Origin of the sequence: Haloglomus salinum (assembly GCF_024298825.1) — an archaeon.
In the GTDB taxonomy this organism is placed as follows: Archaea; Halobacteriota; Halobacteria; order Halobacteriales; family Haloarculaceae; genus Haloglomus; species Haloglomus salinum.
In genome coordinates, this window is sequence record NZ_CP101153.1 from 1444710 (window position 1) to 1470897 (window position 26188).

23 protein-coding genes are annotated in these 26188 nt (G+C 70.1%); 17 read left to right on the forward strand and 6 right to left on the reverse strand.

The features are described from left to right. Nucleotides 1–62: 62 nt before the first annotated feature. Nucleotides 63–704 (forward strand): helix-turn-helix domain-containing protein, encoded by a 642-nt coding sequence (locus tag NL115_RS07090; RefSeq protein WP_254832483.1) that lies wholly within the window; start codon nucleotides 63–65, stop codon nucleotides 702–704. Between the two features lie 17 nt (nucleotides 705–721). On the opposite strand, the gene NL115_RS07095 is transcribed toward NL115_RS07090, so the two are convergent. Further along, entirely contained in the window at nucleotides 722–2236 is a 1515-nt protein-coding gene (locus NL115_RS07095; RefSeq protein ID WP_254832484.1) for a CRTAC1 family protein, read from the reverse strand. Nucleotides 2237–2334: 98 nt separating this feature from the next. Here NL115_RS07095 and NL115_RS07100 point away from each other — a divergent pair, with 98 nt between their 5' ends. From NL115_RS07100 to NL115_RS07115, 4 genes are all read left to right on the forward strand, one after another. Further along, nucleotides 2335–3084, forward strand: coding sequence for an SDR family oxidoreductase (locus tag NL115_RS07100; protein ID WP_254832485.1), 750 nt, complete (start codon nucleotides 2335–2337; stop codon nucleotides 3082–3084). An 808-nt stretch (nucleotides 3085–3892) separates the two neighbouring features. Next, nucleotides 3893–4885, forward strand: coding sequence for a helix-turn-helix domain-containing protein (locus tag NL115_RS07105; protein ID WP_254832486.1), 993 nt, complete (start codon nucleotides 3893–3895; stop codon nucleotides 4883–4885). Then, the gene (locus tag NL115_RS07110; RefSeq protein WP_254832487.1) at nucleotides 4872–7229 is read left to right on the forward strand and encodes an ATP-dependent DNA helicase; all 2358 of its coding nucleotides are present in this window, start codon (nucleotides 4872–4874) and stop codon (nucleotides 7227–7229) included. Before NL115_RS07105 ends, NL115_RS07110 begins: the two co-directional genes overlap by 14 nt. A 105-nt stretch (nucleotides 7230–7334) precedes the next feature. Continuing rightward, complete coding sequence (locus tag NL115_RS07115; RefSeq protein ID WP_254832488.1) at nucleotides 7335–8447, forward strand: AI-2E family transporter; 1113 nt, start codon at nucleotides 7335–7337, stop codon at nucleotides 8445–8447. Nucleotides 8448–8454: 7 nt separating this feature from the next. Here the strand turns inward: NL115_RS07115 and NL115_RS07120 are convergent, their stop codons facing one another. Next, nucleotides 8455–9246 (reverse strand): sulfurtransferase, encoded by a 792-nt coding sequence (locus NL115_RS07120; protein ID WP_434084015.1) that lies wholly within the window; start codon nucleotides 9244–9246, stop codon nucleotides 8455–8457. A gap of 393 nt (nucleotides 9247–9639) precedes the next feature. On the opposite strand from NL115_RS07120, the gene NL115_RS07125 reads away from it, so the two are divergent. The 5 genes from NL115_RS07125 (at nucleotide 9640) to NL115_RS07145 (ending at nucleotide 14739) form a co-directional block, all read left to right on the forward strand. Next, nucleotides 9640–10509: a sulfurtransferase gene (locus NL115_RS07125; RefSeq protein WP_254832490.1), complete on the forward strand. Its 870-nt coding sequence runs from the start codon at nucleotides 9640–9642 to the stop codon at nucleotides 10507–10509. Between the two features lie 466 nt (nucleotides 10510–10975). Next, nucleotides 10976–12505 (forward strand): sulfatase, encoded by a 1530-nt coding sequence (locus tag NL115_RS07130; protein WP_254832491.1) that lies wholly within the window; start codon nucleotides 10976–10978, stop codon nucleotides 12503–12505. Continuing rightward, nucleotides 12502–13530, forward strand: coding sequence for a lysylphosphatidylglycerol synthase transmembrane domain-containing protein (locus NL115_RS07135; protein WP_254832492.1), 1029 nt, complete (start codon nucleotides 12502–12504; stop codon nucleotides 13528–13530). The genes NL115_RS07130 and NL115_RS07135 overlap by 4 nt, the downstream gene beginning before the upstream one ends. 47 nt (nucleotides 13531–13577) lie before the next feature. Beyond that, nucleotides 13578–13919, forward strand: a complete 342-nt coding sequence (locus NL115_RS07140) for a thioredoxin family protein (RefSeq protein WP_254832493.1) — start codon at nucleotides 13578–13580, stop codon at nucleotides 13917–13919. A 103-nt stretch (nucleotides 13920–14022) separates the two neighbouring features. Beyond that, nucleotides 14023–14739 (forward strand): hypothetical protein, encoded by a 717-nt coding sequence (locus tag NL115_RS07145; protein WP_350355306.1) that lies wholly within the window; start codon nucleotides 14023–14025, stop codon nucleotides 14737–14739. Between the two features lie 15 nt (nucleotides 14740–14754). Here NL115_RS07145 and NL115_RS07150 read toward each other — a convergent pair whose 3' ends face one another. Continuing rightward, a complete protein-coding gene (locus NL115_RS07150) occupies nucleotides 14755–15783 on the reverse strand; it encodes a CPBP family intramembrane glutamic endopeptidase (RefSeq protein ID WP_254832495.1) in 1029 nt (342 codons plus the stop codon). Nucleotides 15784–15852: 69 nt separating this feature from the next. Beyond that, a complete protein-coding gene (locus tag NL115_RS07155; protein WP_254832496.1) occupies nucleotides 15853–16473 on the reverse strand; it encodes a DsbA family oxidoreductase in 621 nt (206 codons plus the stop codon). Nucleotides 16474–16614: 141 nt separating this feature from the next. On the opposite strand from NL115_RS07155, the gene NL115_RS07160 reads away from it, so the two are divergent. From NL115_RS07160 to thiD, 5 genes are all read left to right on the forward strand, one after another. Continuing rightward, a complete protein-coding gene (locus NL115_RS07160; RefSeq protein ID WP_254832497.1) occupies nucleotides 16615–17679 on the forward strand; it encodes a 1-aminocyclopropane-1-carboxylate deaminase/D-cysteine desulfhydrase in 1065 nt (354 codons plus the stop codon). Between the two features lie 72 nt (nucleotides 17680–17751). Further along, entirely contained in the window at nucleotides 17752–18048 is a 297-nt protein-coding gene (locus NL115_RS07165; protein ID WP_254832498.1) for a hypothetical protein, read from the forward strand. A 178-nt stretch (nucleotides 18049–18226) separates the two neighbouring features. Beyond that, nucleotides 18227–19144 carry an ABC transporter ATP-binding protein gene (locus tag NL115_RS07170; protein WP_434084009.1) on the forward strand — a complete coding sequence of 306 codons (918 nt, stop codon included), beginning with the start codon at nucleotides 18227–18229 and terminating at the stop codon, nucleotides 19142–19144. Continuing rightward, a complete protein-coding gene (locus tag NL115_RS07175; RefSeq protein WP_254832499.1) occupies nucleotides 19145–20575 on the forward strand; it encodes a hypothetical protein in 1431 nt (476 codons plus the stop codon). Between the two features lie 87 nt (nucleotides 20576–20662). Further along, nucleotides 20663–22051, forward strand: a complete 1389-nt coding sequence (gene thiD / locus NL115_RS07180; RefSeq protein ID WP_254832500.1) for a bifunctional hydroxymethylpyrimidine kinase/phosphomethylpyrimidine kinase — start codon at nucleotides 20663–20665, stop codon at nucleotides 22049–22051. Nucleotides 22052–22116: 65 nt separating this feature from the next. Here thiD and NL115_RS07185 read toward each other — a convergent pair whose 3' ends face one another. Continuing rightward, nucleotides 22117–23121: a glutathione S-transferase family protein gene (locus NL115_RS07185; RefSeq protein ID WP_254832501.1), complete on the reverse strand. Its 1005-nt coding sequence runs from the start codon at nucleotides 23119–23121 to the stop codon at nucleotides 22117–22119. 176 nt (nucleotides 23122–23297) lie between these two features. Between NL115_RS07185 and NL115_RS07190 the strand changes: the two genes are divergently transcribed. Then, nucleotides 23298–23444, forward strand: a complete 147-nt coding sequence (locus NL115_RS07190; protein WP_254832502.1) for a hypothetical protein — start codon at nucleotides 23298–23300, stop codon at nucleotides 23442–23444. Between the two features lie 141 nt (nucleotides 23445–23585). Here the strand turns inward: NL115_RS07190 and NL115_RS07195 are convergent, their stop codons facing one another. Beyond that, complete coding sequence (locus tag NL115_RS07195) at nucleotides 23586–24908, reverse strand: FG-GAP-like repeat-containing protein (protein ID WP_254832503.1); 1323 nt, start codon at nucleotides 24906–24908, stop codon at nucleotides 23586–23588. Nucleotides 24909–25048: 140 nt separating this feature from the next. Between NL115_RS07195 and NL115_RS07200 the strand changes: the two genes are divergently transcribed. After that, nucleotides 25049–26155: a DUF7350 domain-containing protein gene (locus NL115_RS07200; RefSeq protein WP_254832504.1), complete on the forward strand. Its 1107-nt coding sequence runs from the start codon at nucleotides 25049–25051 to the stop codon at nucleotides 26153–26155. Nucleotides 26156–26188 lie beyond the last annotated feature (33 nt).

Consider the following 26188-nt stretch of genomic DNA (forward strand, 5'->3'; position numbering starts at 1 on the left):
CACCAGGTCGTGGCCACAGGCTCGACACCGGCGCTTATCTTTCCACCCGGCCAGTGGCGGGTATGAGCCTCATCGCCGAGATATCGCTCAGCTCCCCACTCATGGAGGCGACCGCGGGGGCGGTCCCGGAGACGACCTTCCGGATGGAGGACCTCCAGCTGGTCGAGGACGGGCCCGCGAAGTACCTCTTCTGGGCCGAGGGGGGCGACCTCGGCCGGCTGGACGCCGCCCTGACCGTGGACCCGACCGTGGCCTCGTTCACCTGCCTGACGGCGCTGTCGGACCGCCGGCTCTACCGGGTGAGCTTCACCGGCGAGATGAAGACGCGGATGACCTACCTCGACGCCGCCGCCAACGACATCGTCTATCTGGAGATGCGCTCGACCCACCAGCGGACCCGCATCCGGGCGCGTGTGCCGACGCGCGCGGCGCTCCGCGAGTACGTCGAAACCTGTCAGGGGAAGGGTATCGACCTTCAGGTCGAGAGCCTCTACCGCACCGACGAGGGCGGGGCGTTCCCCCAGTACGGGCTGACCGAGCCACAGCGCGCGGCGCTCATCGCCGCGCACGAGGCCGGCTACTTCGACCCGGACCGGGGCGCGACGCTGGCGGACATCGCCGCCGACCTCGGCATCTCCCGGCAGGCACTCGCCGGGCGGCTCCGGCGCGGCCACCGGCAGCTCATCGAGGCGACCCTGCGGTGAGCCACCCGGTCGGCACGCTACGCCGGAAACGGCACGTCGAGCACCTGCTCCGCGGCGGGCGCCTCGACGGTGGCGGTGGTCCCACCGTCCGGCCACGCGACCGTGACCCGCGCCGGCGTCCGGTCGCCGAGGCCGAAGTGGGCGACCGGCTCGCCCTGCGAGAGGTAGCCGGAGCCGGCGTCGACGACGCGATGCTGGGGTGGCCCAGCCCCGGTCACTAGCGTGACGCGCGCACCGCGGGCCGGAGCGCCGTGTCGGGTACGGGGCCGGACCCGGAGCCAGCCCGCGTCGTTCGCGTCCGGCACGCCGTAGACGGCCAGCGGTTCGCCGTCCGTGCCGCCGTGCGCGACGAGCAGTTCGAGCGCGCCGTCGCCGTCGAGGTCCGCCGCGACGGCGCCCGTCGTCGGGCGGTCGGGGTCGGCGGCCGGGCCGGGGTCGGCGGCCACCCACCCGGTCTCGCCGTCGGCCGCCGCCCGGTCCCCGACACGCCGGAGGAGTCGGTTCGGCGCCCCGTGACAGCCCACGAACAGCTCCTGTCGGCCGTCGTTGTCGAGGTCCGCCGCCAGTATCGCCCGGACGGGCCCGGGCTCGGCGAACGCAGCCGGCGTGATGTCGACGGCGGCTCCGTCGCCCAGCCGCCACAGCCGGTTGTGGCCGTCGTCGTTGCCGAGCGCGAGCCCCAGCCCCCCACCGCAGTCGACCAGCGCGACGCCGCGGGCGTTGCCGTGCGTGTCCGAGACACCTATCTCGGGTGCGAAGTCCGTGAAGCCGCCGCCGTCGTTCCGCAGGAGCAGGTTCGGACCGCGCTCCATCCCGAGAAAGAGGTCCATCCGGACCCCCTCGTCTATCGCGGTCTCCACGGGTCGGACGGGACCGGCGAGCACCGAGCGGCCGCCGCCGAGGAAGTCGACGCCCAGGTCGCCGGCGCGGTCGGTCACGCGCCCGGTCGTAACGGTCTGGAGGCGCGCGGGGGAGGCGTCACCCGTGACGAGGAAGGCGTAGGTTCCGTCGCCGGTCCGGTCGAGCGCCGCGACCGAGCGGCCGACCCGGAGGTTCCGGCCCCGTCGATTGCGGCCGTCGGCCAGCAGGTCGAGCCAGCCGTCGAGGCCGTCCGCGCCGTGCGGGTCGAGCAGGCGGTCGGGTTCGGGCGAGCCGAGGTCGCCCTGCGCGCCCGGTTCGACCACCTCGCGGGCGAACGGACCGGCGTTGTGGACGTACCACTCCTCCTCGCCGTCCGCGTCGACATCCGCGGCGGCGATACCGACCGCGTGTCCGCTCGGGTCGGCGACCGCCTCGCCCTCACCGTACGGGTCGCCGCCGGTGGCCGTCGCGTCCCGGAGTTCGGCCACCACGTCGGCGAGTTCGGTGAGGGGGCTGCCGGCCGCGCCGGGTGCGGTGCCCCGGAACAGCCGGTTCGCTTCGCCGTAGCCCCCGACGAGGACGTACGGAGTGCCGTCGAACTCGGAGACGGCAACGCCGGTCGCGCGGATGGGTTCGCGGTCGGGCAGGATGGCAGCGCGGTCTGCGAGCACACGCCAGCGTGGTCCGGGTCGGGCTTAGCCGTGGCGGGCGGGAGACCGCCAACACACCCCCACAAGAGCCATACCGCACGCAGGCGGACCGCGGGCCGATGAGCGACGACACAGCCGGCGGCGCACTGGGGGGAATGACGGCGCTCGTGACGGGTGCCTCCTCGGGAATCGGTCGGGAGACGGTCCGAACCCTCGCGCGCGACGGCGCCGACGTGGTGCTCGCGGCCCGCCGCGAGGGACGCCTCCGCGAGGTGGCGGACGAGGTGGCCGACGCCCACGGCGTCACGGCCGAGGTGGTCCCGACGGACGTGACCGACCCCGAGCAGGTCGAGGCGCTGGTCGCGGCGGCCCGCGAGCGACTCGACGGCCTGGACGTCGTGGTCGCGAACGCCGGCGTCGCCGCGGGGTCGGCCATCGAGACGATGACCGACGACGAGTACCGCCGGATGATGGCGGTCAACACGGACGGCGTGTTCTACCTCACGCGCGCGGCGCTCCCGGCGCTCCGCGAGGCCGGCGGCCACCTGGTCTACGTCGGCTCGTTCGCCGGCAAGTACCCGCGGCCGTACAACCCGGTGTACGCCGCGACGAAGTGGTGGGTCCGCGGCTTCGCGAAGTCGGTGTCGGCGCAGGTCGGCGACGACGGGGTCGGCGTGACGGTCGTGAATCCCGCCGCGGTTCGCACCGAGTTCGAGGTCGGCGACCAGACGATGGCCGAGCGCTACGAACCGGGGGAGGTGGTCGAGCCAGCGGAAGTGGCGGACGCGATCGCCTTCGCCGCGAAGCAGTCGCCCTCGATGGTCCACGAACTGGACCTGTACGAGCGGGACAAGCTGACCGGGTTCTAGGACGGTTTCTTGGGTTCTCTGGACTCTCGCGTCGACAGCGAACGCGACTACGACGAACGCGACAACAGAACCACCTACGAAGCCCTCGCGCACTCAGGGGCCCGCGGCTCGCTGCGCTCCTCGCTCCGGTCGCTTCGCTCCCTCCACTGCGGTGCTTGCGTCGCCGGGGACCCGCTGAGCGCGCTCGCCCTTCGATTCCACCAGGACGTTGACCGTTCCACGGAGCGGCGGCCCTGCCCTTCCCCGGGTCGCGTGGGCCTCGCGTGCGCTCGGCCACGCGCTCCCGGCCCGTGGACTGGTCGGCCAGCCGGTTCCGGGACCAGGAAGCGCGCCGGTGCCACCCGCGTGTGAGACCGCGAGCGCAGCGAGCGAGTCGAACACTACCGGCGCCGGCGCGGGGAGGGGTGGGGGCACTCGCACTCCGCTGGAACCACCACGCGCCTCGCTCGACCCGAAACGGTCCCCTTGGCGGACTCGAAGCTGAGCCGAGCGAAGCGAGGCGAAGGTCGGCAGAGCTTGCTCTGCCGGAAGGCGAGCGCTCTCGAACCCTCCCGGCCGACGCAAGCACGCGAGCGTAGCGAGCGCGCGCAACGAGGCCCGGGGTGGTCGAGAGCGCGAGGGCTTCGTAGCCGGTCCTGTTGTCGATAGATATATGATTTTGAAAATCGCCCACATATTCTATTTGTTTGAATTATTATCAACTAAATTGGGTTACATTCCCATAATTTCCCGTCCGCACAAAGCTTCAAATACCAGTCCCGGCCGAAGACCCGACACGCCTATGACCGGTGACGCCCGAACCGATTTCGTGACCCAGGGGGCCGACACATCGAGCGACGAACAAAGCTGGGAAGATCCCAGAGATGGCCGACCCTGGCAGGAAGAGAGCCGGCTCAGGCGACTCTACATCAAGGAAGGACTGAGTACGTACGATATCGCTGAAAGGCTCGGATGCAGTCGGCCGACGGTTTCGAACTGGCTGGAGCGGTTCGGGATAGAGCGAACAGGGCGACAGCCCGAGCCGTGTGTGCTCTCCGACGAATCACTTCTCCGAGGTCTGTACGTGGAACGAGGACTCTCTCTTTCTGATGTCGCACAGGAAGCCGGCTGCAGCATATGGAAGACCCGGGCCTGGCTTCGGCGGCACGGAATCGAAACCAGAACACCGGGGGAGCACAACCGTAACGAGCTACTAGAAGACGAGGGATGGCTCCGCGAACAGTACGTGGAAAAAGAGCTATCAACCCCCACCATCGCCGAGAAGGCCGATTCGTCCGCCCGGACGGTCTCAGAGTGGCTTCGCAAGCACGAAATCGATATCCCGCGGCATCTGTCGGAAGAAACGAGAGAGACGTTGGCGGACCCCAGCCGAATGACCCACCTCTACACCGATCGAGGTCTCACGGGGATGGAGATCGCGGAAGAACTGGATTGTTCAGCAACAGTCGTATACGAACACCTCCAGCAGCATGGCTTGACCAACTACGAGATGGTCGGCGACGATCATCCTCGATGGAGGGGCGGAGAGTACGCCTACGGCGAAGGATGGAACGATGCGAAGCGTGAGGCCGTTCGGGACCGAGACGACAATCGCTGCTGTTTGTGCGGGATGACCCAGCGGGAACATCAAGACGAACGTGGTTCGAAGCTCCCCGTCCACCACGTCCGAAAGGCTCGAAACGTCGACGACCCGGAAAAGCGGAATGGGATGGGGAATCTAATCACGTTGTGTCACAGCTGCCACTCCATCGCCGAGAAGATGACACCAGAGCTACCGGAGGGGATAGATGACCGACGATGACGATAATCAATCGTGGGGGCCGATTTTTCCGTACGAATCCCCCTACAGGGAGCAACTAAACGGTATTGAAGAAACGATTGAAGTAGCACAAGATTCTGGCTACTCGGTCATCGAGGGGGCCTGCGGAACTGGAAAGACGCTGTTAGCGCTCACCGCGGGCATCCAGCTGGTCCGGGACCCGGACACGCAGTACGAGCGCGTCCTCGCGCTGACGAGCGTCAAACAGCAGCTCCGACAGTTCGAACAGGACCTCCGTATCATCAACGACAACCTGCCCGCGGACTGGAACCCCGTCTCCGGGCTCACGCTGGTCGGGAAGGCCGACGTCTGCGCGTACAACGTCGCCGGGACGGGCGGCATCGACGATTCGAACGTCTACGAGCGCTGCGAGGGGCTCCGCGAGCGGACGCGCGCGCTGGCGGACGACACGAGCGCGGGGGACCTCGCGTCGCAGGCTCGCTCCCAGCAGGTCGGGCTGGCCGACTCGGGCGCGAGCGGCGGCGACGCGGCGGACTACCTCGAGGCCGCGGGCGGGATGGCGCCCTATCCCGAGGGAACACCTGAATCCGGGAACGACGTTGAGTACTGCCCGTTCTACGCGCAGTTCCTCGAGGACCTGCCCGACGACGGCGAGGCCGCCGAGGCGGTCCCGTTCGACTGGACGGAGACCGGCCACATCGACGCACAGGAACTCACGCGGCTCTCGGTGGACGCCGGGACGTGCCCGCACTCCGTGATGGGGGCGCTCCTCCCGGAGGTAGAGGTCGTCGTCGGGAACTACTACCACGCGTTCGACCCGACAACGGTCGAGACGTTCACGGGCGCGCTGCTGGACGACGAGACGTTCGTCGTCTGCGACGAGGCCCACATGCTCGAACCGCGCGTGCGCGACCTCGTCAGCGACGGCATCGCGGACGTCTCGCTGCGCGACGCCGAGAGCGAACTCGCACAGGTCGTCCAGCCGCTGACGATGACCGACGAGACCGGCCGCCAGACGGGACCCGTCGACCGCATCCGCGCCGAGTTATCGGACGCCACGGTCGACCTGGAGGACCTCCAGCGGACGCGCCAGTTCCTCCGCGACCTCCGCGAGGAGCTCGCCCGGCAGGTCGAGTCGTACCTCGACCGCGAGCACCGGGGTTGGCGGGCGAATCTCAACGATCTCCCCGACGACGAGATTCCCCTGCGCGACCCCGAACGGCCCCGTACCGACGACCTCACGCAGTGGGCCGAGAACGAGGGGTACGACGAACGAGACTGGGTGCGTGCCGAGAGCGCGTGTGCCGTCGCCGCGCGCATCCTGAACAGCGTCGAGGAGGAGGACACCAAACGGACCGCGCCCGCCGTCGGGCGCGCACTGGGCGCGTGGGCGCGTGCCGACCACGTCGACCACTTCCGCGAGGTCGAACTCGAGCGGACGTGGGACGACGCCCAGCCGACGGATTCGTGGCGACGGGCGTACAACGCGCGCTTCGCGCTCCACAACTGCCTGCCAGGGGATGCCATCGCCGAGCGCCTCGACGAGTTCGGCGGCGGCGTCCTGATGAGCGCGACCCTCGAACCGCTCGACGCCTTCGCCGAGGTGACCGGACTGAACCACCTCGAACGCGAGGAGGACCGGCCCGTCATCACCCGGAGCTACGGACTGGACTTCCCGCCGGAGCACCGCGAGTCGTTCGCGGTCGCGGCGCCGCCATTCACCTTCGAGAACCGCGGTGCGCCGGGCGAGGAGACCGAGGCCCGGCGCATCCACGCGTCGGCACTCCGTGAGGTCGCCACGGTGTCGGGCAACGTCCTCGTCGGGATGCCCAACTACGCCGAGGCCGAGTGGGCCGCCGGCTACCTCCGCGACGCGGTCGACAAGCCGGTCCTGCTCGACGAGTCCTCCGCGGACGACGTGACCGAGGACCTTAAACAGGAGTTCTTCGACGGGTCCGGGAAGGTCCTCGTCACCTCGCTCCGCGGGACGCTGACGGAGGGCGTCGACTACCGCGGTGACCGGCTCAGCGCGGCCGTGGTCTGCGGGGTGCCGCTCATCAACACCGCCAGCCCCCGGACGCGGGCGCTCCGGACGGCGTACGACCGGCGGTTCGGTGACGGCTTCGAGTACGCGCTCACGGTCCCCGCCGTCCGGAAGGCCCGGCAGGCCGTGGGGCGGGTGATTCGGGGTCCCGAGGAGACGGGCGTCCGGGTGCTGCTGGACGAGCGCTACGCCCGCGACACGTGGAACAGCGTCCGTGAGTACCTCGGGCCGGACCGCGAGGAGTTCCAGCCGGTCTCGCCGGACATGCTCTCGCTCGGGCTGGACCGTTTCCGCGGGACGGCCGGCGACGGTACGGAGTGAGCAGGCCCGGAGCGACCGGGCACACCGGCGGACCGGCAGCACTCGTGCGGCCCCAGCAGGAACCCGACGCGTGACTTTTTGTCACCTGGCGCGGAACCGGAACGCGTGTCACTCGCTCGCCGTCGCCGCCGGCTGCTCGCCGCCCTCGTCGTCGGGTTGCTGTTCGTCTGTGGGGTGGTGCTGTTCGACGTCCTCCAGACGGTGTTCTTCGCGATAACGGTCGCGTACGTCCTCCACCCGGTCCATCAGCGACTCGTGGACCGTGGGATACCGGCGTACTGGGCCAGCGTGCTCGTCACCGGCGCCGCGTTCGGTGTCGTCCTCGTCGTCGTGGGGGCGCTCGGACTCGTCCTCTACAACCGACGTGAGTCGCTGTTCACTCTCCTCCGGACGGTCCCGTCGGAGGTGACGGTCCCGCTGGGGGAGTTCACCTACACCGTGGACACGACGGCAATCCTCGCAACCGCCCGGAACGCGCTGCAGGGGCTCGCCGTCGACGTGGCGACCGTCGCACCGGTGCTCGCTCTGAAGCTGTTCCTGTTCGCCATCCTGCTGTTCGCTCTCCTCGTGCGCCCCGGCTCCGTCGGTCGGACGGTGTTCTCCGTGACCCCGCCGGCCTACCACGATGTACTGGTCGCGCTGGACCGGCGTGTCCGCGAGACGCTGTACGGCATCTACGTCCTGCAGGCCGCCACGGCAGCGGGCACGTTCGCCGTCGCACTGGTCGTGTTCGAGGGGCTGGGCTACGGCGCCTCGTTCACGCTCGCCGTGCTCGCGGGCATCCTCCAGTTCATCCCCATCGTGGGGCCGGGCGTCCTCATCGCGGTGCTGGCGGGTGTGGACCTGCTCACCGGGATGCCGACGCGCGCGGTGCTGGTGGCAGTGCTGGGCGCCGTCTTCGTCGGCCTCGTCCCCGACGCCATCATCCGGCCGCGGCTGGCGAGTCGGGCGGCACACCTCCCGACCTCGCTGTACTTCATCGGCTTCACCGGCGGGCTGCTCACCGTCGGCCCCATCGGCTTCATCGCGGGGCCACTGGTGGTCGGGCTGCTGGTCGAGGCGGTCGACCTGCTCTCGCGGACCGCCGAGGGGCGACAGACCCAGCTGGATACGGACGTGGTATCCGGACCGAACGGCGACGCCGGCGACGACCCGCGGCCGAACGCGGTGGCGGACGCTGGGATGGGGGAGTCCGACGCGGGCGGGCCGGAGGGCTGACCCGGCGTCAGGCGGTCTCCAGCGTGTTCCCCTCGGCCTCCCACTCCGTCAGCGACCCCTCGTAGAACGCCAGGGTCGGGAAGCCGAGATGTCGGAGAACGGTGTACGTGTGGCTGATGCGGCGGGCGGTGTTGCAGTAGAGCAGAACGCGCTCGCCCGGTCGGATGCCACGCTGGGCGAGCAGGTCACGGATCTCGTCGTCGGGGAGCAGTCCGCGTGTCTCCATGTCGACCAGCTCCTGCCAGTCCAGCCGGACCGCCCCGGGGATGTGGCCCTCCTCGAACTCCCACTCCTCGCGCGTGTCGACGATGACGGTCCCGGGGTCGTCGACGGCGGCTTCGACCGTGGCGAGCGGCACCAGGGGGCCCCGCTCCTCGTACGCGGCGCGGTAGTCGGTCGGCTCGACATCGGGAGCTTCGCCCGTCGTCTCGTGGTCGAGATTGTAGGCGGAGAAGTCGCCGTCGAGCAGATGCAGGCGGTCGGGGTCGTGGCCGTACAGCTCGGCGGTGACGAGCAGGCGCGCGGCGAACACGCCGTTCCGGTCGTCGTAGGCCACGATGCGGTCGCCGTTCTCGATGCCGACCTCACTCATGAGGTCCGCGAACGCTCGCGAACCGGGGAGCATCCCGGCCTCGGCCTCGCCGTGCTCGGTGGCGCGGAACGAGTCGAACGGGACGTTCACGGCCCCGGGAACGTGCCCGATACCGTCGAACTCCCAGGCGTCACGGACATCCACGACGGCCACGTCCGGGGCCTCGCGGTGGGCCGCCAGCCAGTCGACGCCGACGACGACCGGCACGGTCCCGTCGGTCGTGTCGCCGGCACCATCGGAGCGTCGCTCCGGCGAGGCTCGACTCGCATCGCTCGCCGCACCCCCGTCACCCGCCGCGCGCCGTCCGGCGTCGTCGTCGGTCATACCAGTATCTCTGGCCGAGCGGGCATCAACCCGGCGAGCGCGGCGAACGGGACCCGGGATACTGGATAGCGGATTTGGTTGCCGGTTCCGTGGCAGATATTTGGACCACAATTCGACTTCCGGAGCCGAAACCGGGACGGGGACCGTCAACTGGCCGGGAAGCGACGGATTCCGCTACCACAATAACCGGCAACATCCTCTGGTAATAGCCATGGGCGGCCTGTCCTGCCGGTGGTGGTAGGGTTATCTCTCGGGTCCGGGTATAGGGGAACGAACATGGTAGAAGACAGCTACGCGAAGGACGTTCTCGTCTCCGCCGACTGGGTCGAGGACCGACTCGACGAGTTCCAGAGCGACGGCCCTGCCCACCGACTGGTGGAGGTCGACGTGGACACCGAGGCGTACGACGAGGGCCACGCCCCCGGTGCCATCGGCTTCAACTGGGAGACCCAGCTCCAGGACCAGACCGAGCGCGACATCCTCTCGAAGGAGGACTTCGAGGACCTGCTCGGCTCCCACGGCATCACCGAGGACTCCACGGTCGTCCTGTACGGTGACAACTCCAACTGGTTCGCGGCCTACACCTACTGGCAGTTCAAGTACTACGGCCACGACGACGTCCGCCTGATGGACGGTGGCCGCGATTACTGGGTCGAGAACGACTACCCGCTCAGCGACGAGGCCCCCGACTTCTCCGCACAGGAGTACACCGCCGGCGGCCCGTTCGAGGGCATCCGCGCGTACCGCGACGACGTCGAGCACGCCATCGACCGTGGCATCCCGCTCGTCGACGTCCGCTCGCCCGAGGAGTTCTCCGGCGAGATTCTCGCGCCGCCGGGCCTGCAGGAGACCGCCCAGCGCGGCGGCCACATCCCCGGCGCCGAGAACATCTCCTGGGCCGCGACGGTCAACGACGACGGGACGTTCAAGTCCAGAGAGGAGCTCGAAGAGCTGTACGGCTCGCAGGGCATCGACGACTCGCAGTCGGTCGTCGCCTACTGCCGTATCGGTGAGCGCTCCTCCATCGCGTGGTTCGCGCTCCACGAGCTGCTGGGCTACGAGAACACGACGAACTACGACGGCTCCTGGACCGAGTGGGGCAACCTCGTCGGCGCACCCGTCGAGACGGGCGGGGCTGACGACTGAGCACCGCGAAGGAGGAAGCCCCGGAGCGAGCGGGGAGAGCGGGGGCGAAGCCCCCGGCGAGCGGCACCGCCGCGAGCGAAGCGACCCGCGAGCAGGGCTCGGGCGAGTAGAACGCGCCGCGTCGGCCGAACTCTCCGCTCTTCTTTCGCCTCCGGAGCCGCAGCACTGGTCGGACACACGGGCCACCAGCAAACAGAACCCGCACACCGACAGAAAATAGATATATCTCGCAATACAGAGATATAAGGCAATATAGTACGAAAAACAGACTTATGATAGAGTCTCGGGAGTTCGAGACGGGATGGTACCGGCAGCGACTGCCGGGTGCTGGGGAGCGCAGACCCCGTCCGCGTGGCAACGGCGGGGACCGATTCACGCATTAAGGGGACGCTAAGGGCCACGAACCGTCGTTCGAGTGTCCGACGGAATCCGCATGTTTCTTGCGTCCGCACCGACAGAGGCGGGTATGAGCGAGACGGCCGACTCCGCCGGAACGGGCGACGCGGGCGGCCAGGCGGACGGGAACGTGCTGTTCGTCGTGCTGGACACGGTCCGCAAGGACCACCTGACGCCGTACGGCTACGACCGGCCGACGACCCCCGTACTGGAGGAGTTCGCCGCGGAGGCGCGGGTCTACGAGAACGCGGTCGCACAGGCACCGTGGACGCTACCCTCGCACGCCTCGATGTTCACGGGGCTGTACCCGAGCGACCACGCGGCCACGCAGGAGGACCCCTATCTCGGGGACGATATCGGGACGCTGGCCCAGGCAGTCCGGGCGAGCGGCCGTGCGACGGCCTGCTACTCCTCGAACGCGTGGATCACCCCCTACACCCGACTCACCGCGGGCTTCGACCGCCAGGACAACTTCTTCGAGGTGATGCCCGGCGAGTTCCTCTCGGGGACGCTCGCGGACCTCTGGCAGCGCATCAACGACAACGACCGGCTCCGGTCGGTGGCGGACCGTCTCGTGGAACTGGGCAACACCGTCCACGAGTACCTCGCCAGCGGCGAGGGTGCGGACACGAAGACACCCGAGGTCATCGACCGGACCATCGAGTTCACCGACGAGGCCGAGGACTGGTTCGCGTTCATCAACCTGATGGACGCCCACCTCCCCATCTACCCGCCCGAGGAGTACCGCGAGGAGTTCGCTCCCGGGGTCGACCCGACCGCAGTCTGTCAGAACTCGAAGGAGTACAACTCCGGGGCCCGGGACATCCCCGAGCAGGAGTTCGACGACATCCGCGGGCTGTACGACGCCGAGATACGGCACATCGACGCCCAGCTGGAGCGGCTGTTCGACCACCTCAAGCGGACCGACCAGTGGGAGGATACCACGGTCGTCGTCTGTGCGGACCACGGCGAACTCCACGGCGAACACGGGCTGTACGGCCACGAGTTCTGCATCTACGACCCGCTGGTGAACGTGCCGCTCATGGTCAAATCGCCCGGGCTGGCGCCGGGGCGCGACGAGACGACCGTCGAACTGCTCGATCTCTACCACACGACGCTCGATGCAGCCGGTGCGACCGACGCCGCCGGCACACCCGACCACGGTGGCGAGGCGTTCGACCCGACGCGGTCACTCCTGCGCGAGGAGGCCCGCGCGTTCGAGGGCGGCGAGTACGGCTTCGTCGAGTACCACCGCCCGGTGGTGGAGCTGAACCAGCTCGAGACGAAGGCCAGCGAGGCCGGCATCACCCTGGACGAGGACTCCCGGTTCTACTCCCGGATGCGCGCGGCGCGGCGGGCCGACGCGAAGTACATCCGCAACGAGCGCATCCCCGACGAGGGCTACCGGCTGGACGGGGACCCCGGCGAGACGGAGACCGTCGGGACCGACGACCCTGCTGTCGCCGAGGCCGAGGAGACGCTCGCCGAGTTCGAGGCGTGGGTCGGCGGCGAGTGGTCCGAGGTGGACGGCGACGACGTACTGGGCGACATGAGCGACGACGCCAAATCCCGACTGCAGGACCTGGGCTACATGGAATGACGGGCGAGGGGCGCCAGTTCGTGGAGTTCGCCACCCGCGAGACGCTGGCCAAGACCGGCATCGGCTTCCTGGTGGCGGTCGTCTTCCTCTACCTCGTGGCTGTCGGCCTCGGCGTCGAGAAGGTGTCGCAGGCGCTGGCCGGCGCCGAGTGGGAGTGGGTCGCGCTGGGCTGTCTGTCGACGGCGTTCTGTCTCGCCGCGTGGGGGAAGGCCTGGCAGATCGTCCTCCAGGTGGTCGGCATCGACGTGCCGTACCGCCGGCTCGTCGTGACGTATTTCGCGGCCACGTTCGCCAACTACGTCACGCCGCTGGGACAGGCCGGCGGCGAGCCGTTCATCGCGTACGTCCTCTCGCGGGACACGGACGCGAGCTACGAGGACTCGCTGGCGTCGGTCGTGACGGCGGACCTGCTCAACCTGCTGCCCTTCTTCAGCTTCGCGGCCGTCGGCCTGGGCGTGCTGCTGACACGGCCGTCGCTCCCGGCGGCGACGCGACCGCTCGCCTTCGGCCTGTTCGGGATGGCCGTTGGCATCCCCGCGCTCACGGGTGCGGGCTGGTTCTGGCGCGAGCGCGTCCGGAGCGGCATCCTCCGGCTGGTCGCGCCGGTCGCGAAGCGGACCAGCCGCGTCAGCGTCGCGGGCGCCGCCGAGCGCCTCGACGACCTGTACGCCGCGTTCGGCCGGGTCGCCCAGGACCCGCGCGCGCTGGTGAAGGCGGTCGGCTTCGCCTACGTCGGCTGGGTGTTCTTCGCCCTCCCCCTGTACTGTGCCGGGCAGGCGCTCGGCGTCGACATCAGTCCGCTGACGGTGCTGTTCGTCGTCCCCGCCTCGACGCTGGCCGGGATGGTCCCCACGCCCGGCGGGCTAGGCGGCGTGGAGGCCGCCCTGGTGGCGCTGCTGGTCGCCGTGGCCATCGAGTCGGCCGCACTCGCGCTCGCCATCGCGCTGGTCTACCGCGTGGTGTCGTACTGGTTCGCCCTCGGTGTCGGCGGGACGGCGGCGCTGACGGTCGTGAAACGTGCCTGAGCGATACCGGCGCGACGCTTAACCGGGTGGCGTACCTCCCGATACGTATGAGCGACACGGCGACCGCCGACAGCCCGACACATCTCGACGACGAGGCCGCGCTGGATGCCTTCCTCGCCGACCACGACCGCGCGCTGGTCGAGTTCTACACGGATGGCTGCTCGATATGCGCGTCGATGGAACCCGTCCTGGGGAACGTCGCCCGCGCGACGGACGTGGCGGTGGCGCTGGTGAACCCGCGCGACGACCCGCCGCTGGTCGAGCGGTTCGCCGTGCAGAGCGTCCCGCTGCTGGTCTACTTCGAGGACGGGGAGCCGGTCGCCCGGAAGGCCGAGGGGTTCGTCGGGGCCGACGACGTGCTGGCGTTCGTCGACGCGGCCGACGAGTGAGCGGCCACCGAAGCCTCGCCGCCGGAGTAACGAATTTGTGAATCGCCCGAAGTAGACACACACGATGTCGACGAGGACGAGCGTCCGCGGGACGATACAGGGGATGGGGAATCGGGCGAACCCGGCGTTCGCGGCCGGCGCCGTGGCCGTGCCGGTGCTGGCACTGGCGTACGTGCTGGTGAACGGGACCGTCCAGCAGCACACGTACGTCCACGTGATGGCCGGCGTGCTGTGGACGGGCATCGACCTGTTCATGGCCGCCGTGCTGGGGCCGGTGCTGGGCGGGCTGGACGTCGACGCTCGGGCGGACGTGTTCCAGCGGTTCACGCCGAAGATGACGTTCCTGATGCCGGTCCTGGCGCTGGTCACCATCGTCGGCGGTATCACGCTCGCACTGCGGCTGGGCTACTTCCCGAACGCCGACCCGTGGCTGGCGCTGCTGAACTTCGCCATCGTGGTGCCGGCGCTGCTGGCCATCGGTTACCAGTTCCGGGCGTTCGGCGACCGACGCTGGCAGGCCGTGTTCGCCGTCGCCACCGTGGCGAGCATCGCCTACCTCGCGATAACGCTGCCGGAGTTCGCCATGACCTCGACGGTCATCGCAGTGTCGCTCGGCATCGTGGTCGTGCTGAGCGTGCTGGGCTTCGGCGTCCTGATGCCCGGCGAGGTACTGATGTACAGGGAGATGACCTCCGCGGACCCCGACACCCAGCGCATCGCCGACATCGGGATGCGGAACGCGAAGCTGGCGGGCATCCAGGGGGTCTTCCAGCTCAGCATCGTCTTCGTGATGGTGTCGCTACGGTGGGGTGGCTTCTGAGACACGCCGCGAGACTCACCGCTCGCGCCACCGCAGGTCCGGGGTCCACACCTCGGGAGCCAGCCCGAGTCGGCCCGTCCGTGCCCGGACCCACCCCGCGATGGCCACGATTCCGAGCAGGATGGCCGCCACGCCCAGCAGGCCCGCCTCCGGGCCGAACCGCCCGCCGGTCACGAGGTCGGGCCCCGTCTCGCGCGTGCGGACGAGCGCGACCCCGACCCGGACACCGCTGACCGGGAAGCCGAACAGGACCCCCTGGGCGTAGTTCCACGAGAAGTGCAGGCCCAGCGGGATGTCCAGCTCCCCGCTGAGGACGTAGCCGGCCGCGAGGAACACGCCCGCGAACGCGATGGTGGCCGTGCTCGCCAGCGTCGCGTTCGGATTGGCGGCGTGGAGCAGGCCGAACAGCCCCGAGGTCAGGAGGACGGCCACCGCGAGCGCGGTACGCCCGGTGACAGGGCCGATACGGAGCCCCTCGGCGAGGTTCGTGAGCAGGTAGCCCCGGACAGCGAGTTCCTCGGTGATGGAGACGCCGGCGAAGGTGACCAGCAGCGTCGCGCCGAGGACGAGGAAGGAGGCCCCGGGCGAGGCGTAGAGGGTGTCGGTCACCCGGAACCACCCCGCGGCGACGCCCACGAGAACGATGCCCGCCATGAGCGCGACACCGAGCGCGGAGCCGAACGCGCAGTCGATCCACCACTCGCGGTCGACGTGGAACCCGAGGTCCGAGAGCCGGCGCCGGTCGAGGCCGACAGCCGCGATGCCGACCGCGAGTGCGACCGTGGCGACCGAGACCAGCGCGGCGGCCACACGGACGAGCGGGCCGACCTCCGACCCCGGGAGCGCCGACGCCAGCGCAGTCCCGCCGGCGCCGTCGGTGAGGAACCGGCCCACCGCGACCGCCCCGCGACCGAGGAGGGCGAGCAGGACCACCGCGAGCGCGAGCCGGATGGGGAGTCGGGGGCGCCGCTCCGCCCGGTTCCAGCCGAGCCAGACCACGCGGTCGAGGAGCCAGCCGAGCGGTTCGGGGAGCCTGGGGGACACGGGGGGACCGAGACACGGCTGGAAGAAGAGTCCCGGGGGCCACAGGTCGGGAGCGCCTCGAGTGCCGCCTCAGGTGCCCTCGACCAGCCGCTCCAGCTGTTCGGGTGGCACGGCACCGCGGGCCGCGTACCCCTCGTACGTGAACGTCGGGACGCCCGTGACGCCCGTCTCCCGTGCCGCGTCGAACCGTTCGGTCAGCGCCGCGCGGAGGTCCTCGTCGGCGAGCGCCTCGTGGACGACCGCGGCGTCGAGGCCCACCTCCTCGGCGATGTCGACGAGCACGTCCGCGTCGCCGATGTCACGGCCATCCGTCCAGAGTGCTGCCAGGAGCGCCTCGTCCAGCGCGAGCCAGGTCTCGTACGGTTCGGCCTGCTTCACGCGGTAGGAGACCAGTTGCGCCGGGAGGGAGTCCACCTCCATCGCGGTCTCGAGGGTCATCTCCACGTCGTAGCGCTCCTGCAGGCGCCGGACGTTCTCCTTGGCCTGCTCGAAGTACTCGTCGTCCTTCCCGTCGTCGACGGAGTGGTCGATGCTGCCGTCGGGGCGGCGCTTGTTCGACCGGAGGTCGAACGGGTGCCAGTCGATCTCGAGTGACTCCTCGCGGCCGGCCTGGTAGCGCGACAGCGACTCGCGGCCGAGGTAGCAGAACGGGCAGACGTAGTCGGAGTAGACGGTGATAGCGTCGGTCACACTCGCACGGAAGGGCCCGCGCCACAAGAGTTGGCGGGCGACCGTACGGGTCGTGCACGACCGCGTGGGCGGGCGCCGCGACCGGCCAGCCCCGGCATGACCGGGGTGTGATTCATACCGGCAGCCCTCCCGCCCGTCACCATGAGCGACCCCTATCCGGTGTCGGTGCCCGAGCCCCCGACCGACCTCGTCCGGGGGCCGACCCGCCTCGACACCCTCGACCTGTCCGAGACCGACGGGCACGACGCCGAAGCGTTCGTCAAGCGCGACGACCGGACCGGCGGCCCCGCACAGGGGAACAAGCTCCGCAAGCTGGAGTACCTCCTCGGCGACGCCGCGGACGCCGGCGCGGACGTACTCGTGACCGGCGGGGGCGTGCAGTCGAACCACTGCCGGGCGACGGCCGTCGTCGCCGCCGAGCGCGGGCTGGACTGTCACCTCGTCCTGCTGGGCGAGGAGCCCGAGGAGCCCGACGGGAACCTGCTGCTCTCGCGGGTGGCCGGGGCCGACGTGGAGTACTGCCCGTGGACGGAGTTCAGCGGCGACCTCGACAACGAACTCGGCGAGGCGGCCGACCGACTCCGGGAGGCGGGCTGCGACCCGTTCGTCGTGCCGCTGGGCGGCTCCACCGCCCGGGGCTCGCTGGGGTACGTCCGGGCGTACGCAGAGTGCCGGCGGCAGGCCGCGGGACACGCAGACGCGGACGTGGCGGCCGGCGACGCCCCGGTCGACAGTATCCACGTCGCCACCGGTTCCGGCGGGACGCTCGCTGGGCTCGTGGCGGGGGCGCTGCTCGCGGGCGACGACACCGACGTCGTGGGCGTCGACGTGACCCCGTACGGCGCGACGTACCTCGAGCAGGTCGTGACCGACCTCGTCCACGGCGTCGGCGAGGAACTGGACCACGCATTCGACGACGCGGCGGTCGAGCGGGCCGTCACCGTCCGGTCGGGTTACGTCGGGCCTGGGTACGGCGAACCGGCCGAGGCGGACGCCGAGGCCATCGTCGCCGCCGGACGCGACGTCGGGCTGGTGCTGGACCCGACGTACACGGGCAAGGCGTTCCGGGCGTTCCGCGAGCACCTCGCCGACGCCGACGCGGGTCGGCACCTGTTCGTCCACACCGGCGGCTCGTACGGGCTGTTCCCGAAACGCGAGGCGGTGGGCGCGGCGCTCGAGCGGGCCGAGCGGGAGGACGGACGCTGACGGACGGGGCACGGGGTGCCACTCGGTACCGTAGCACGCAACAGCTATATTCTCACCTGGCGTATGTGTTGTATGAACATCACCCTACTCGAGAATCACTGGTACGACGCGACGTTCAGCCCCAGCGCCCGCTTCGGACGCGCCGAGGGCGAGGAACACGAGGGCAAGCACGTGGAGGTAGAGCCGGCACCCGAGTCCGACGGCTCCCGCGGTCCCGTCATCATGCTGGGCCCGATGCTCGTCGTCGCCGGCGTCGTCGCCGCCGTCATCGCCGCCCGGCGTGCCCGAGCCCGGCGTGCGGAGCGGGCCGAGGAACTGCGACGCATCGAGGTCGACGCCATCGGGTACACCAACGACATCACCGAGTGAGCTGCTGTCGAACACTAGATATCTCGTAATCCTGCCTATAGATATCAGAGAACCCATAATAACACATATATCCAACCCCTATTCCGGTTGTGGTCGTAATTTCGCTCGAAAACCACGGTGCATCGTCACTCGCAGGTCGGGACAGGGTTAACCACCATCGGGGTCGAACAGGTGGTCAATGACCGGTGACGAGGGGGAACCAGCGGTACGGACCGAGGGACTCGCAAAGCACTACGGGGACGTGACGGCGCTGGACGACCTGTCGCTGACCGTCCCGCGGGGGGAGCTGTTCGGCTTCCTCGGTCCGAACGGGGCGGGGAAGTCGACGACCATCAACATCCTGACCGGGCAGCTCGTGCCCGACGAGGGGACCGCCGAGGTGGTAGGCATCGACCCCGTCGCGGAGCCGGTCCGGGCGCGCGAGGCGGTGGGTATCCTGCCGGAGAACGGTCGGCCGCCCTCCTTCCTCACCGTCCGTGAGTACTTCGAGTTCGTCGCGGCCACCCGCGACCTCGACGACGCGGCGGTCCAGCCCCGCGTGGACGCGTGGGCCGACCGGCTGGAGTTCGAGCACAAGCTCGACACGCTCTGTACGGACCTCTCGCAGGGCGAACGCCAGAAGGTACTCATCACGCAGGCGTTCCTCCACGAGCCCGACGTCGTGTTCATCGACGAGCCGCTGACGAACCTCGACCCCATCATGCAGGAGCGGGTGAAGCGGTTCTTCCGGGAGTACCGCGCCGACGGCAACACGCTGTTCCTCTCGACGCACTTCATCGGGACCGCCGAGGAGGTCTGCACGCAGGTCGGCATCATCAACCGCGGCCGGCTGCTCGCCGAGATCGACCCGCGCGAACTCGGGGCCGAGGAGAGCCTTCTGGACCGCTTCTTCGCCGCGGTCGACGCCGACTCGAAGGAAGGGGCCGAAATCGGCGAGGGGCTGGCGACCGACGCCGCCGACCCCGCGGCGATGGCCGAAGAGGAGGCCGTCGAGGCCGAGACGGACGGCGGCGAGGCGAGTGACGCGGGACGTGGGCCGTCGGACGGCCGGTCCGACGGCGGCGACCCCGGATACGGGGGGACGGGGGACCGGTAGATGGGCGTCTCGTACCGCTACCTGTTCGACCGGATGGTCCGCGAGGAGTGGCGGCTCCACAGCGAACTGTTCGGGGGAGCCCGGTTCGCCATGTTCCCGCTGTTCGTTGCGCTCGTCGCGGCCGGGACGGCGACGTTCTTCGCGCTGGGGAACGCCGCGGCCGACACGCTGCTCGGAGGGCTCCACCTCGTCGTCGCGCTGCTGGGACTGCAGGTCGGCACCGTCGGGCTCGTCGGCCGGGACGCGCTGGAGGACCTCCTCGGGGACACGACGCTGCTGCTGTTCGCCGCGCGCACGCTCCCCGTCTCCTTCCGCCGGCTGATGGTCGCGTTCGTGTTCAAGGACGTGCTCTACTACGCGTTCCTGTTCATCCTGCCGCTCGCGGTAGGCGTGGCGCCGCTGGCGTACTTCGGACTCGTCCCGTGGACGACGGTGCCGCTCGTGTTCGTCACGGCGGCCGGGATGTTCACGCTGGGCGTGTCGCTGTCGCTGTTCCTCGTGGGCGTCTACACGCGCTCGCGGCTCGCGTCGCTCGCGGTCACCGGCACCGTCGTCGCCGCGCTCGTGCTGCGGGGCGCGACCGTCGTCAGCGTCACGCCGTACCAGCTCGTCTCGCGGGTGACCCCCGCCGCGGTCGCCGGGAGCGTCCTGCTCCCGGTCGCCCTGACGGCGGTCGGCATCGCGCTGTTCGAGTTCGACCGGCGCACGCCCGCCCGCACGGCGCGCGACCGGTTCCGCTTCCTGCACTCGCGGCTCGGGCGGCTGGACCAGCAGGGTGCACTCACGAAGTCGCTGCTCGACGTCGGGCGGTCGTCGGGCGGCCTCTGGAAGGTCGTCTTCTCGCAGGGGCTCGTCTTCGGCGTCCTCGCCGTGTTGCTCGCGTATCTGCCAGAGGTCGTCCCCGTCCGGCCGGCGCCGGGGCTGACCATCGCCACCATCCTCGCGCTGGGGACGTTCACCACGTACAACTGGCTCTGCCAGTTCGAGGACGAGCAGTTCTACCTCCGATACCCGGTGAGCCTGCCGACGGTGTTCCGCGCGAAGCTCATCGGGTTCGCCGTCCTCGCGCTCCCGGTCGGGCTGGCCTACCTCGCGCTGGGCGGGCTCGTCTTCGGCTACGACACCGCCGTCGTCGGGCTACTCGTCTTCCCGCCGCTCTCGATGTACGTCTTCGGCGTCACATCGTACGTCGCCGGGCTGGAGCCGACCGAGCTGCTGTTCGACACGCCGACGTTCGCGCTGTTCACGCTCGCGATGATGGCCGTCCTCATGCCCTTGGTCATCCTCGCCATCGCGTACCCCCTGTATCCGCCGCTGCAGACCGGCGGCGCCGCGGTCGGCATCGGGCTGGTCGCGGGCGGCATCGGGGTGGGCCTCTACACCCGGACCGGGGCGCGCTGGGAGCGGAAGGCGCTCGCCGGAGCAGACTGAAACCCGGGCAGACGACGGGGGGGGCGCCACTCGCCGCGGCCGGAGACGACCACCACCGCTATGGTCGTCACGCCCGCAGCCATGTCCATGAGTACGCGACGCCCCGCACCCGTCGAGCGGCCGGTGGTCCTCACCATCGCGGGTTCGGATTCCGGCGGCGGCGCCGGCATCCAGGCCGACCTGAAGACCATCGAGGCCTGCGGCGGCTTCGGCACCTCCGCGGTGACGGCCGTCACCGCGCAGAACACGACCGGCGTCCACGGCACCCACGTCCTCCCCGTCGAGGAGGTCAAGGCGCAGCTGGACGCCGTCCTCGCGGACTTCGACGTGGCCGCAGTCAAGACGGGGATGCTCGCGACCACCGAGGTCGTCGAGACCGTCACGCGCTACGTCGAGGACCTGGACTGCCCGCTCGTCGTGGACCCGGTGATGGTCGCGGCGTCGGGCGACCGCCTGCTCGCCCCAGAGGCCGAGGACGCCTACGAGGCCCTCGTCGGAGCGGCGACGCTCGTCACGCCGAACGCCGACGAGGCCGCGGTGCTGACCGACGTGGACGTCGCGGACGAGGCCGGCGCGCGCCTCGCCGGCCAGCGCCTCCTCACGTGGGGCGCCGAGGGCGCGCTCGTCAAGGGGGGACACATCCCCGGCAAGGAGGTGCTGGACACGCTCGTCACCGCCGACTACATCGAGACGGCCCGGCACCCGCGCATCGACACCGAGGCGACCCACGGGTCGGGCTGTACGCTCGCCTCGGCGGCGGCCACGCATCTCGCACACGGCGAACCGCTCCGCGAGGCCGTCGGCGAGAGCGTCGACCTGCTGGAGCGGGCGGTGCGCTACCACCACGACGTGGGCGAGGGGCCCGGCGCCGTCCACCACCTCGTCGACGTACGCAACGCGGCCGCACGCGACCCGACCGCCGAACGGGTGCAGGACGTGGTGGACTGGTTCGTCGACCGGGACGTGTCGCCGCTCGTTCCCGAGGTGGGCATGAACGTCGTGGGTGCGACACCCTACGCCGAGGTGCCCGAGGAGACGGCTGCCGTCGAGGGGCGCATCACCCGCACCCTGTCGGGCGTCCAGCCCAACCGGGGCGTGCGCTTCGGCGCGTCCAGCCACGTGGCCCGCTTCCTGCTCGCCGCCCGGGAGTACGTTCCCGAGGTGCGCTGGGCGGTCAACTGCCGGTTCACGGACGACGTGGAGGCCGCCCTCTCGACGCTGGACGGACCTGTCGCGGAGTACGACCGCGACGCCCAGCCCGAGGACGTGGCCGAAATCGAGGAGTCGACGATGCAGTGGGGCGCGCGGCAGGTGTTCGGCTCGCTGGACGGAGATGAGGCGCGGCCGGTCGTGGTGCTGGACCGGGGCGCCCACGGGAAAGAGCCCATCGCGAAGTTCGTCGGGACGGACGCGCGGCGGGTGGCCGAGCGCGTGGTGAGCGTGGTCGAGACACTGGAATCCGGCGAGAGCGAATAGAACCGCCGGGCTGGTGCGCTATTCGAGATATCACCAGCAAGAGAGGACAGGAGTCCAGTCTCCGTCTAGTCCGCGCTCGCGGCGCCGGCCACCAGTTCCTCCGGCGGCCCGCCGGGCAGCTCGTCGCGGTCGTGGGCGGCCGTGAAGTCGAGGTCGGGCCCGACCGCGACGAACGCGGTCGGGTTGATGTCCGTGTGGGTCGTGTAGTAGTGCTCCTTGATGTGGGCCATGTTGACCGTCTCCGCGATACCCGGCGTCTGGTAGATGTCGCGCACGTACGGCCAGAGGTTGTCGTACTGCTCGATGAGCTGCCTGTTGCACTTGAAGTGGGTGTGGTACACCTGGTCGAAGCGGACGAGCGTCGCGAACATCCGGAGATCAGCCAGCGTCAGGCGTTCGCCGTCGGCCGCGAGGTAGCGCTGGTCCGCGAGCACGTCGTCCCAGTGGTCGAGTGCGTCGAACAGCTCGGAAATGGCGGTCTCGTAGGCCTCCTGCGTGCCCGCGAATCCGGCTCGGTAGACGCCGTTGTTGATGGGGTCGTAGATGGCGTCGACGACCTCGTCGACCTCCTCGCGGATGTCGGCGGGGTAGAGGTCGACACCGTTGCCCACGTCCGTCATCTCGGTGGCGAGCATCCGCATGATCTCGATGGACTCGTTGTTGACGATGGTCTCCTCCTGCGTATCCCATAGTACCGGGACGGTCACCCGGCCGGTGTACGAGGGGTCGGCCTCGACGTAGGCCTCGCCGAGATAGTCGAAGCCGTTGATGCGGTCGGTCGTGCAGTCGTCCTTCTCGGGGGTGAACTGCCACCCCTTCTCGTCGCGGTACGGGTCGACGATGTCCATGGTGATGGCGTCCTCCAGCCCCAGCAGCGACCGGACCATCGCCGCGCCGTGGGCCCAGGGGCAGGCCCGGGAGATATAGAGGTGATAGCGGTCGCTCTCGACGGGGAACTCCTCGCCGAGCGCGTCCCGGAAGGTCGTCGGCTGCCGGTCGAACTCGCCCTCCTCGTCGCTGAACTCGTACGTGTCGGTGCGCCACTCGCCGTCGACGAACATGTTGACCATGACTGGTCACCCCTACACGCGCGAGACATATCAGCGTCGTCGTGACACGGGTGTTACCAGCTATAGCGCCCGAAACCGACGCTCAGGACGGCCGGGCGTACAGAGGCCGGCGGTTGCCATGGACGCCGAAACCGCCGACAGGTTCAAGTCAGTGTGAGTCATTGACACCCACTGTAATGGGAGACACGAAGAAGGGCCGTGAGCGGAAGGGTCTGGTGAAGCGAGAACAGCGACGCGAGCGCGACATCGAGAAAGCGATCGAACACCAGGACGAGGACGTCGACTTCGAAGAACTGTACGAGGGCGAGGAGCTCGAACTATAACGGGACCTCTCACACCTTCTACCGTCAGCTACCACCACAGCGGCAGCCACGCGGGGAGCGGCCGACCGCGCCGACGTGGAGCGCCCAGCGCCCGCCAGGCAACTCCGGGGAGAGGCATCCGCGCCGTGCAGCCCACGACCGTCAGTCGAACGAGACGGCGTGGAGTCGGCCGTCGCCGTACGGCACCAGCACCTCGTCCCGACCGTCCGCGTCCACGTCGGCCGTGACGGCGGGCGTGTAGAGCGAGCGGTCGCCCCCGCGGTCGAACGTCGCGCGGACGGCCCCGTCGCCCGCGAGGACCGCGACGACGCCGTCGCCCGTCACCGCGACGACCTCCGGCCGGCCGTCACCGTCCACGTCACCGGCCGTCGCGGGCGGGACCGAGCGCAGCGGTGCCTCGGAGAGCGAGTCGCTCGTCCACTCGACCGCGCCCGTGTCGCCCGCCAGCGCCCGGACGCGGGCGTCCTCGCCGGTCACGTAGACCTCGACCGTGCCGTCGTCGTCGCCGTCGAGGGCAGGCCCGACCGCCGCGAGGTCACCCGGGACGCCGTAGCGCCACTCGACCGTGCCGTCACGGCCGTCGAACGCGACGGTCTCACCGTCAGCGGTCGTGACCAGGAACTCGACCGCAGCGTCGGCGTCCACGTCGGCGGTCGTGGCCCAGACGATGGCGCCGTCGACGGTGGTGTTCCAGTCGCGGACGCCGTCGCCGGTGAAGGCGACGACGTGGCCGTCCCCGGTTCCGAGGACGAGTTCGGGCGCGCCGTCGGCGTCGAAGTCGGCGACGACAGGGTCCGCGAAGGTGTAGGCGTCGAGCGAGCGCCGCCAGACCACACCGTCCGGGCGGACGACGAGCAGTTCGCCGCGGGCGTCGACCGTCACGAGCTCGGGCGCGCCGTCGCCGGTGAGGTCCGCGACGACGGGCGTGACGTAGCCGTAGTCGGTGAGTGAGACGGCAAAGCGGCGCTCCCCGCTCCGGGCGTCGTAGGCGACCGTCTCCGCCGCCGTGGTCGAGGCGATGACCTCGGGGCCGGGGCCGCCGAGGAAGTCGGCGACGACGGGGTCCGCGACGGCGTGGATGGTGCAGTGCTCGGGCGGAATCGGAGCGGTCCAGCGCTCCCCGCCGCTCCCGTTCAGGGCGAGCAGTCGGCAGCCCGCTTCGTCACCACGGCCGCCGAGGGGGTGTGCGACGACGACCCCCTCCGAGCCGTTCACGCCCGGGAGCCGACCGACACCGGGCGAGTGGTGGTTGCCCAGGACCTCGGAGTCGCCGGCGACCCAGTCGACGCTGGCCGTCAGGTCGTCGTCGCTGGCGGTGTCGCCCCCGGGGAGGGAACAGCCCGCGAGGACGAGCAGGACCGCGAGGACGAGCGCGGCGAGCACGCGAGGGGAGAGACGCAGGCGCCGGTACCCCTTCACGGGCGCGTCCGCGGACGACCACTCACCATCCAACGGCGAGTCCATATTCCGGAGTCGGCGAGCGAGCGGCAAACGCCTGTCGCTCCGGTCGGGTAACGGAAACGGGCAACCGAGGCGCCGAGCGCCGGGATTTCGACGGTCGGACCAGAACTCCTTTCGACACATCTCGCGTACCCCACGCAAGAATGGACAGACGAGAGTTCCTGCGAGCGGGCGGGGCGGCCGGAGTCCTCGCGCTGGCAGGCTGCACGGGAACAGACGGGGGGGACGGTGGCGGGGGCGCGACACCGACGCCCACGCCGGCCGGCGGCAGCGGCGAGACACCGACACAGGCCGACGACGCGTCGCTCCCCGGGGGCGTCTACGTCCAGCGCTACTCCGAGAGCATGGCGATGCAGGGAACGGAGACGGCGGACGGATACGCCGCCGGGCTCATGTACGCCGCCCCGCACGTTTTCTGGAACGTCGCCGGGTCACAGCTGGAGCAGACACCGAAGGAGCCCTCGGACAGCGTCCACCTGATGGCCGTCGTCTGGGACCCCGAGACGAACACGGTCCTCCCCGAGGCGGGAGTCTCCGTCGAAATCCTCCAGAACGGCTCGCTCGTGAGCCAGGAGGTCATCTACCCGATGCTCTCCCAGCGGATGGGATTCCACTGGGGCGGGAACTTCCCGCTCGACGGCGACGGGGAGTACGTCGCGCGGGTGAGCATCGGCGGCATGAACACCCGCCGGACGGGTGCCTTCGAGGGGCAGTTCGGTGACCCGGCGACGCTCGAGCTCCCGTTCGCGTTCAACGAGGCGGAGCGCTCGAAGGTGACCGTCGAGCCGCTGGAGCAGTACGGCCAGCGCGGCGCGGTCAAGCCGATGAGCATGGGGATGATGCCGCAGGCGTACGCGCCGAAGCAGTCGGACCTGCCGGGCGAGTTCCTCGCGAAGACGACCAGCGACGACACCGTCTTCCTGTCGACACAGCTCTCGGGCGAGGCCGCGAGCCGGTTCGACGCCACGAACTACCTCGCCGTCTCGGCCCGGACCCCCTACAACCGCATCGTCCTCCCGTCGATGGCCGTCGAGGCGACGGTCACGCGGGGGAGCGAGACCGTCTTCGACGGCGCACTGACGCGGACGCTCGACCCCGAACTCGACTACCACTACGGCACGGCCATCGCGGGCGGCCTGCAGGCTGGCGACGAGGTCGAGTTGCGGGTCCCGACCCCGCCGCAGGTCGCCCGCCACGAGGGGTACGAGCGGGCGTTCCTGCAGATGGAGCCGATGACGTTCACGGTCTGAGCGTCCGGGAGGTCGACCGGCGCGGCCGTGCGA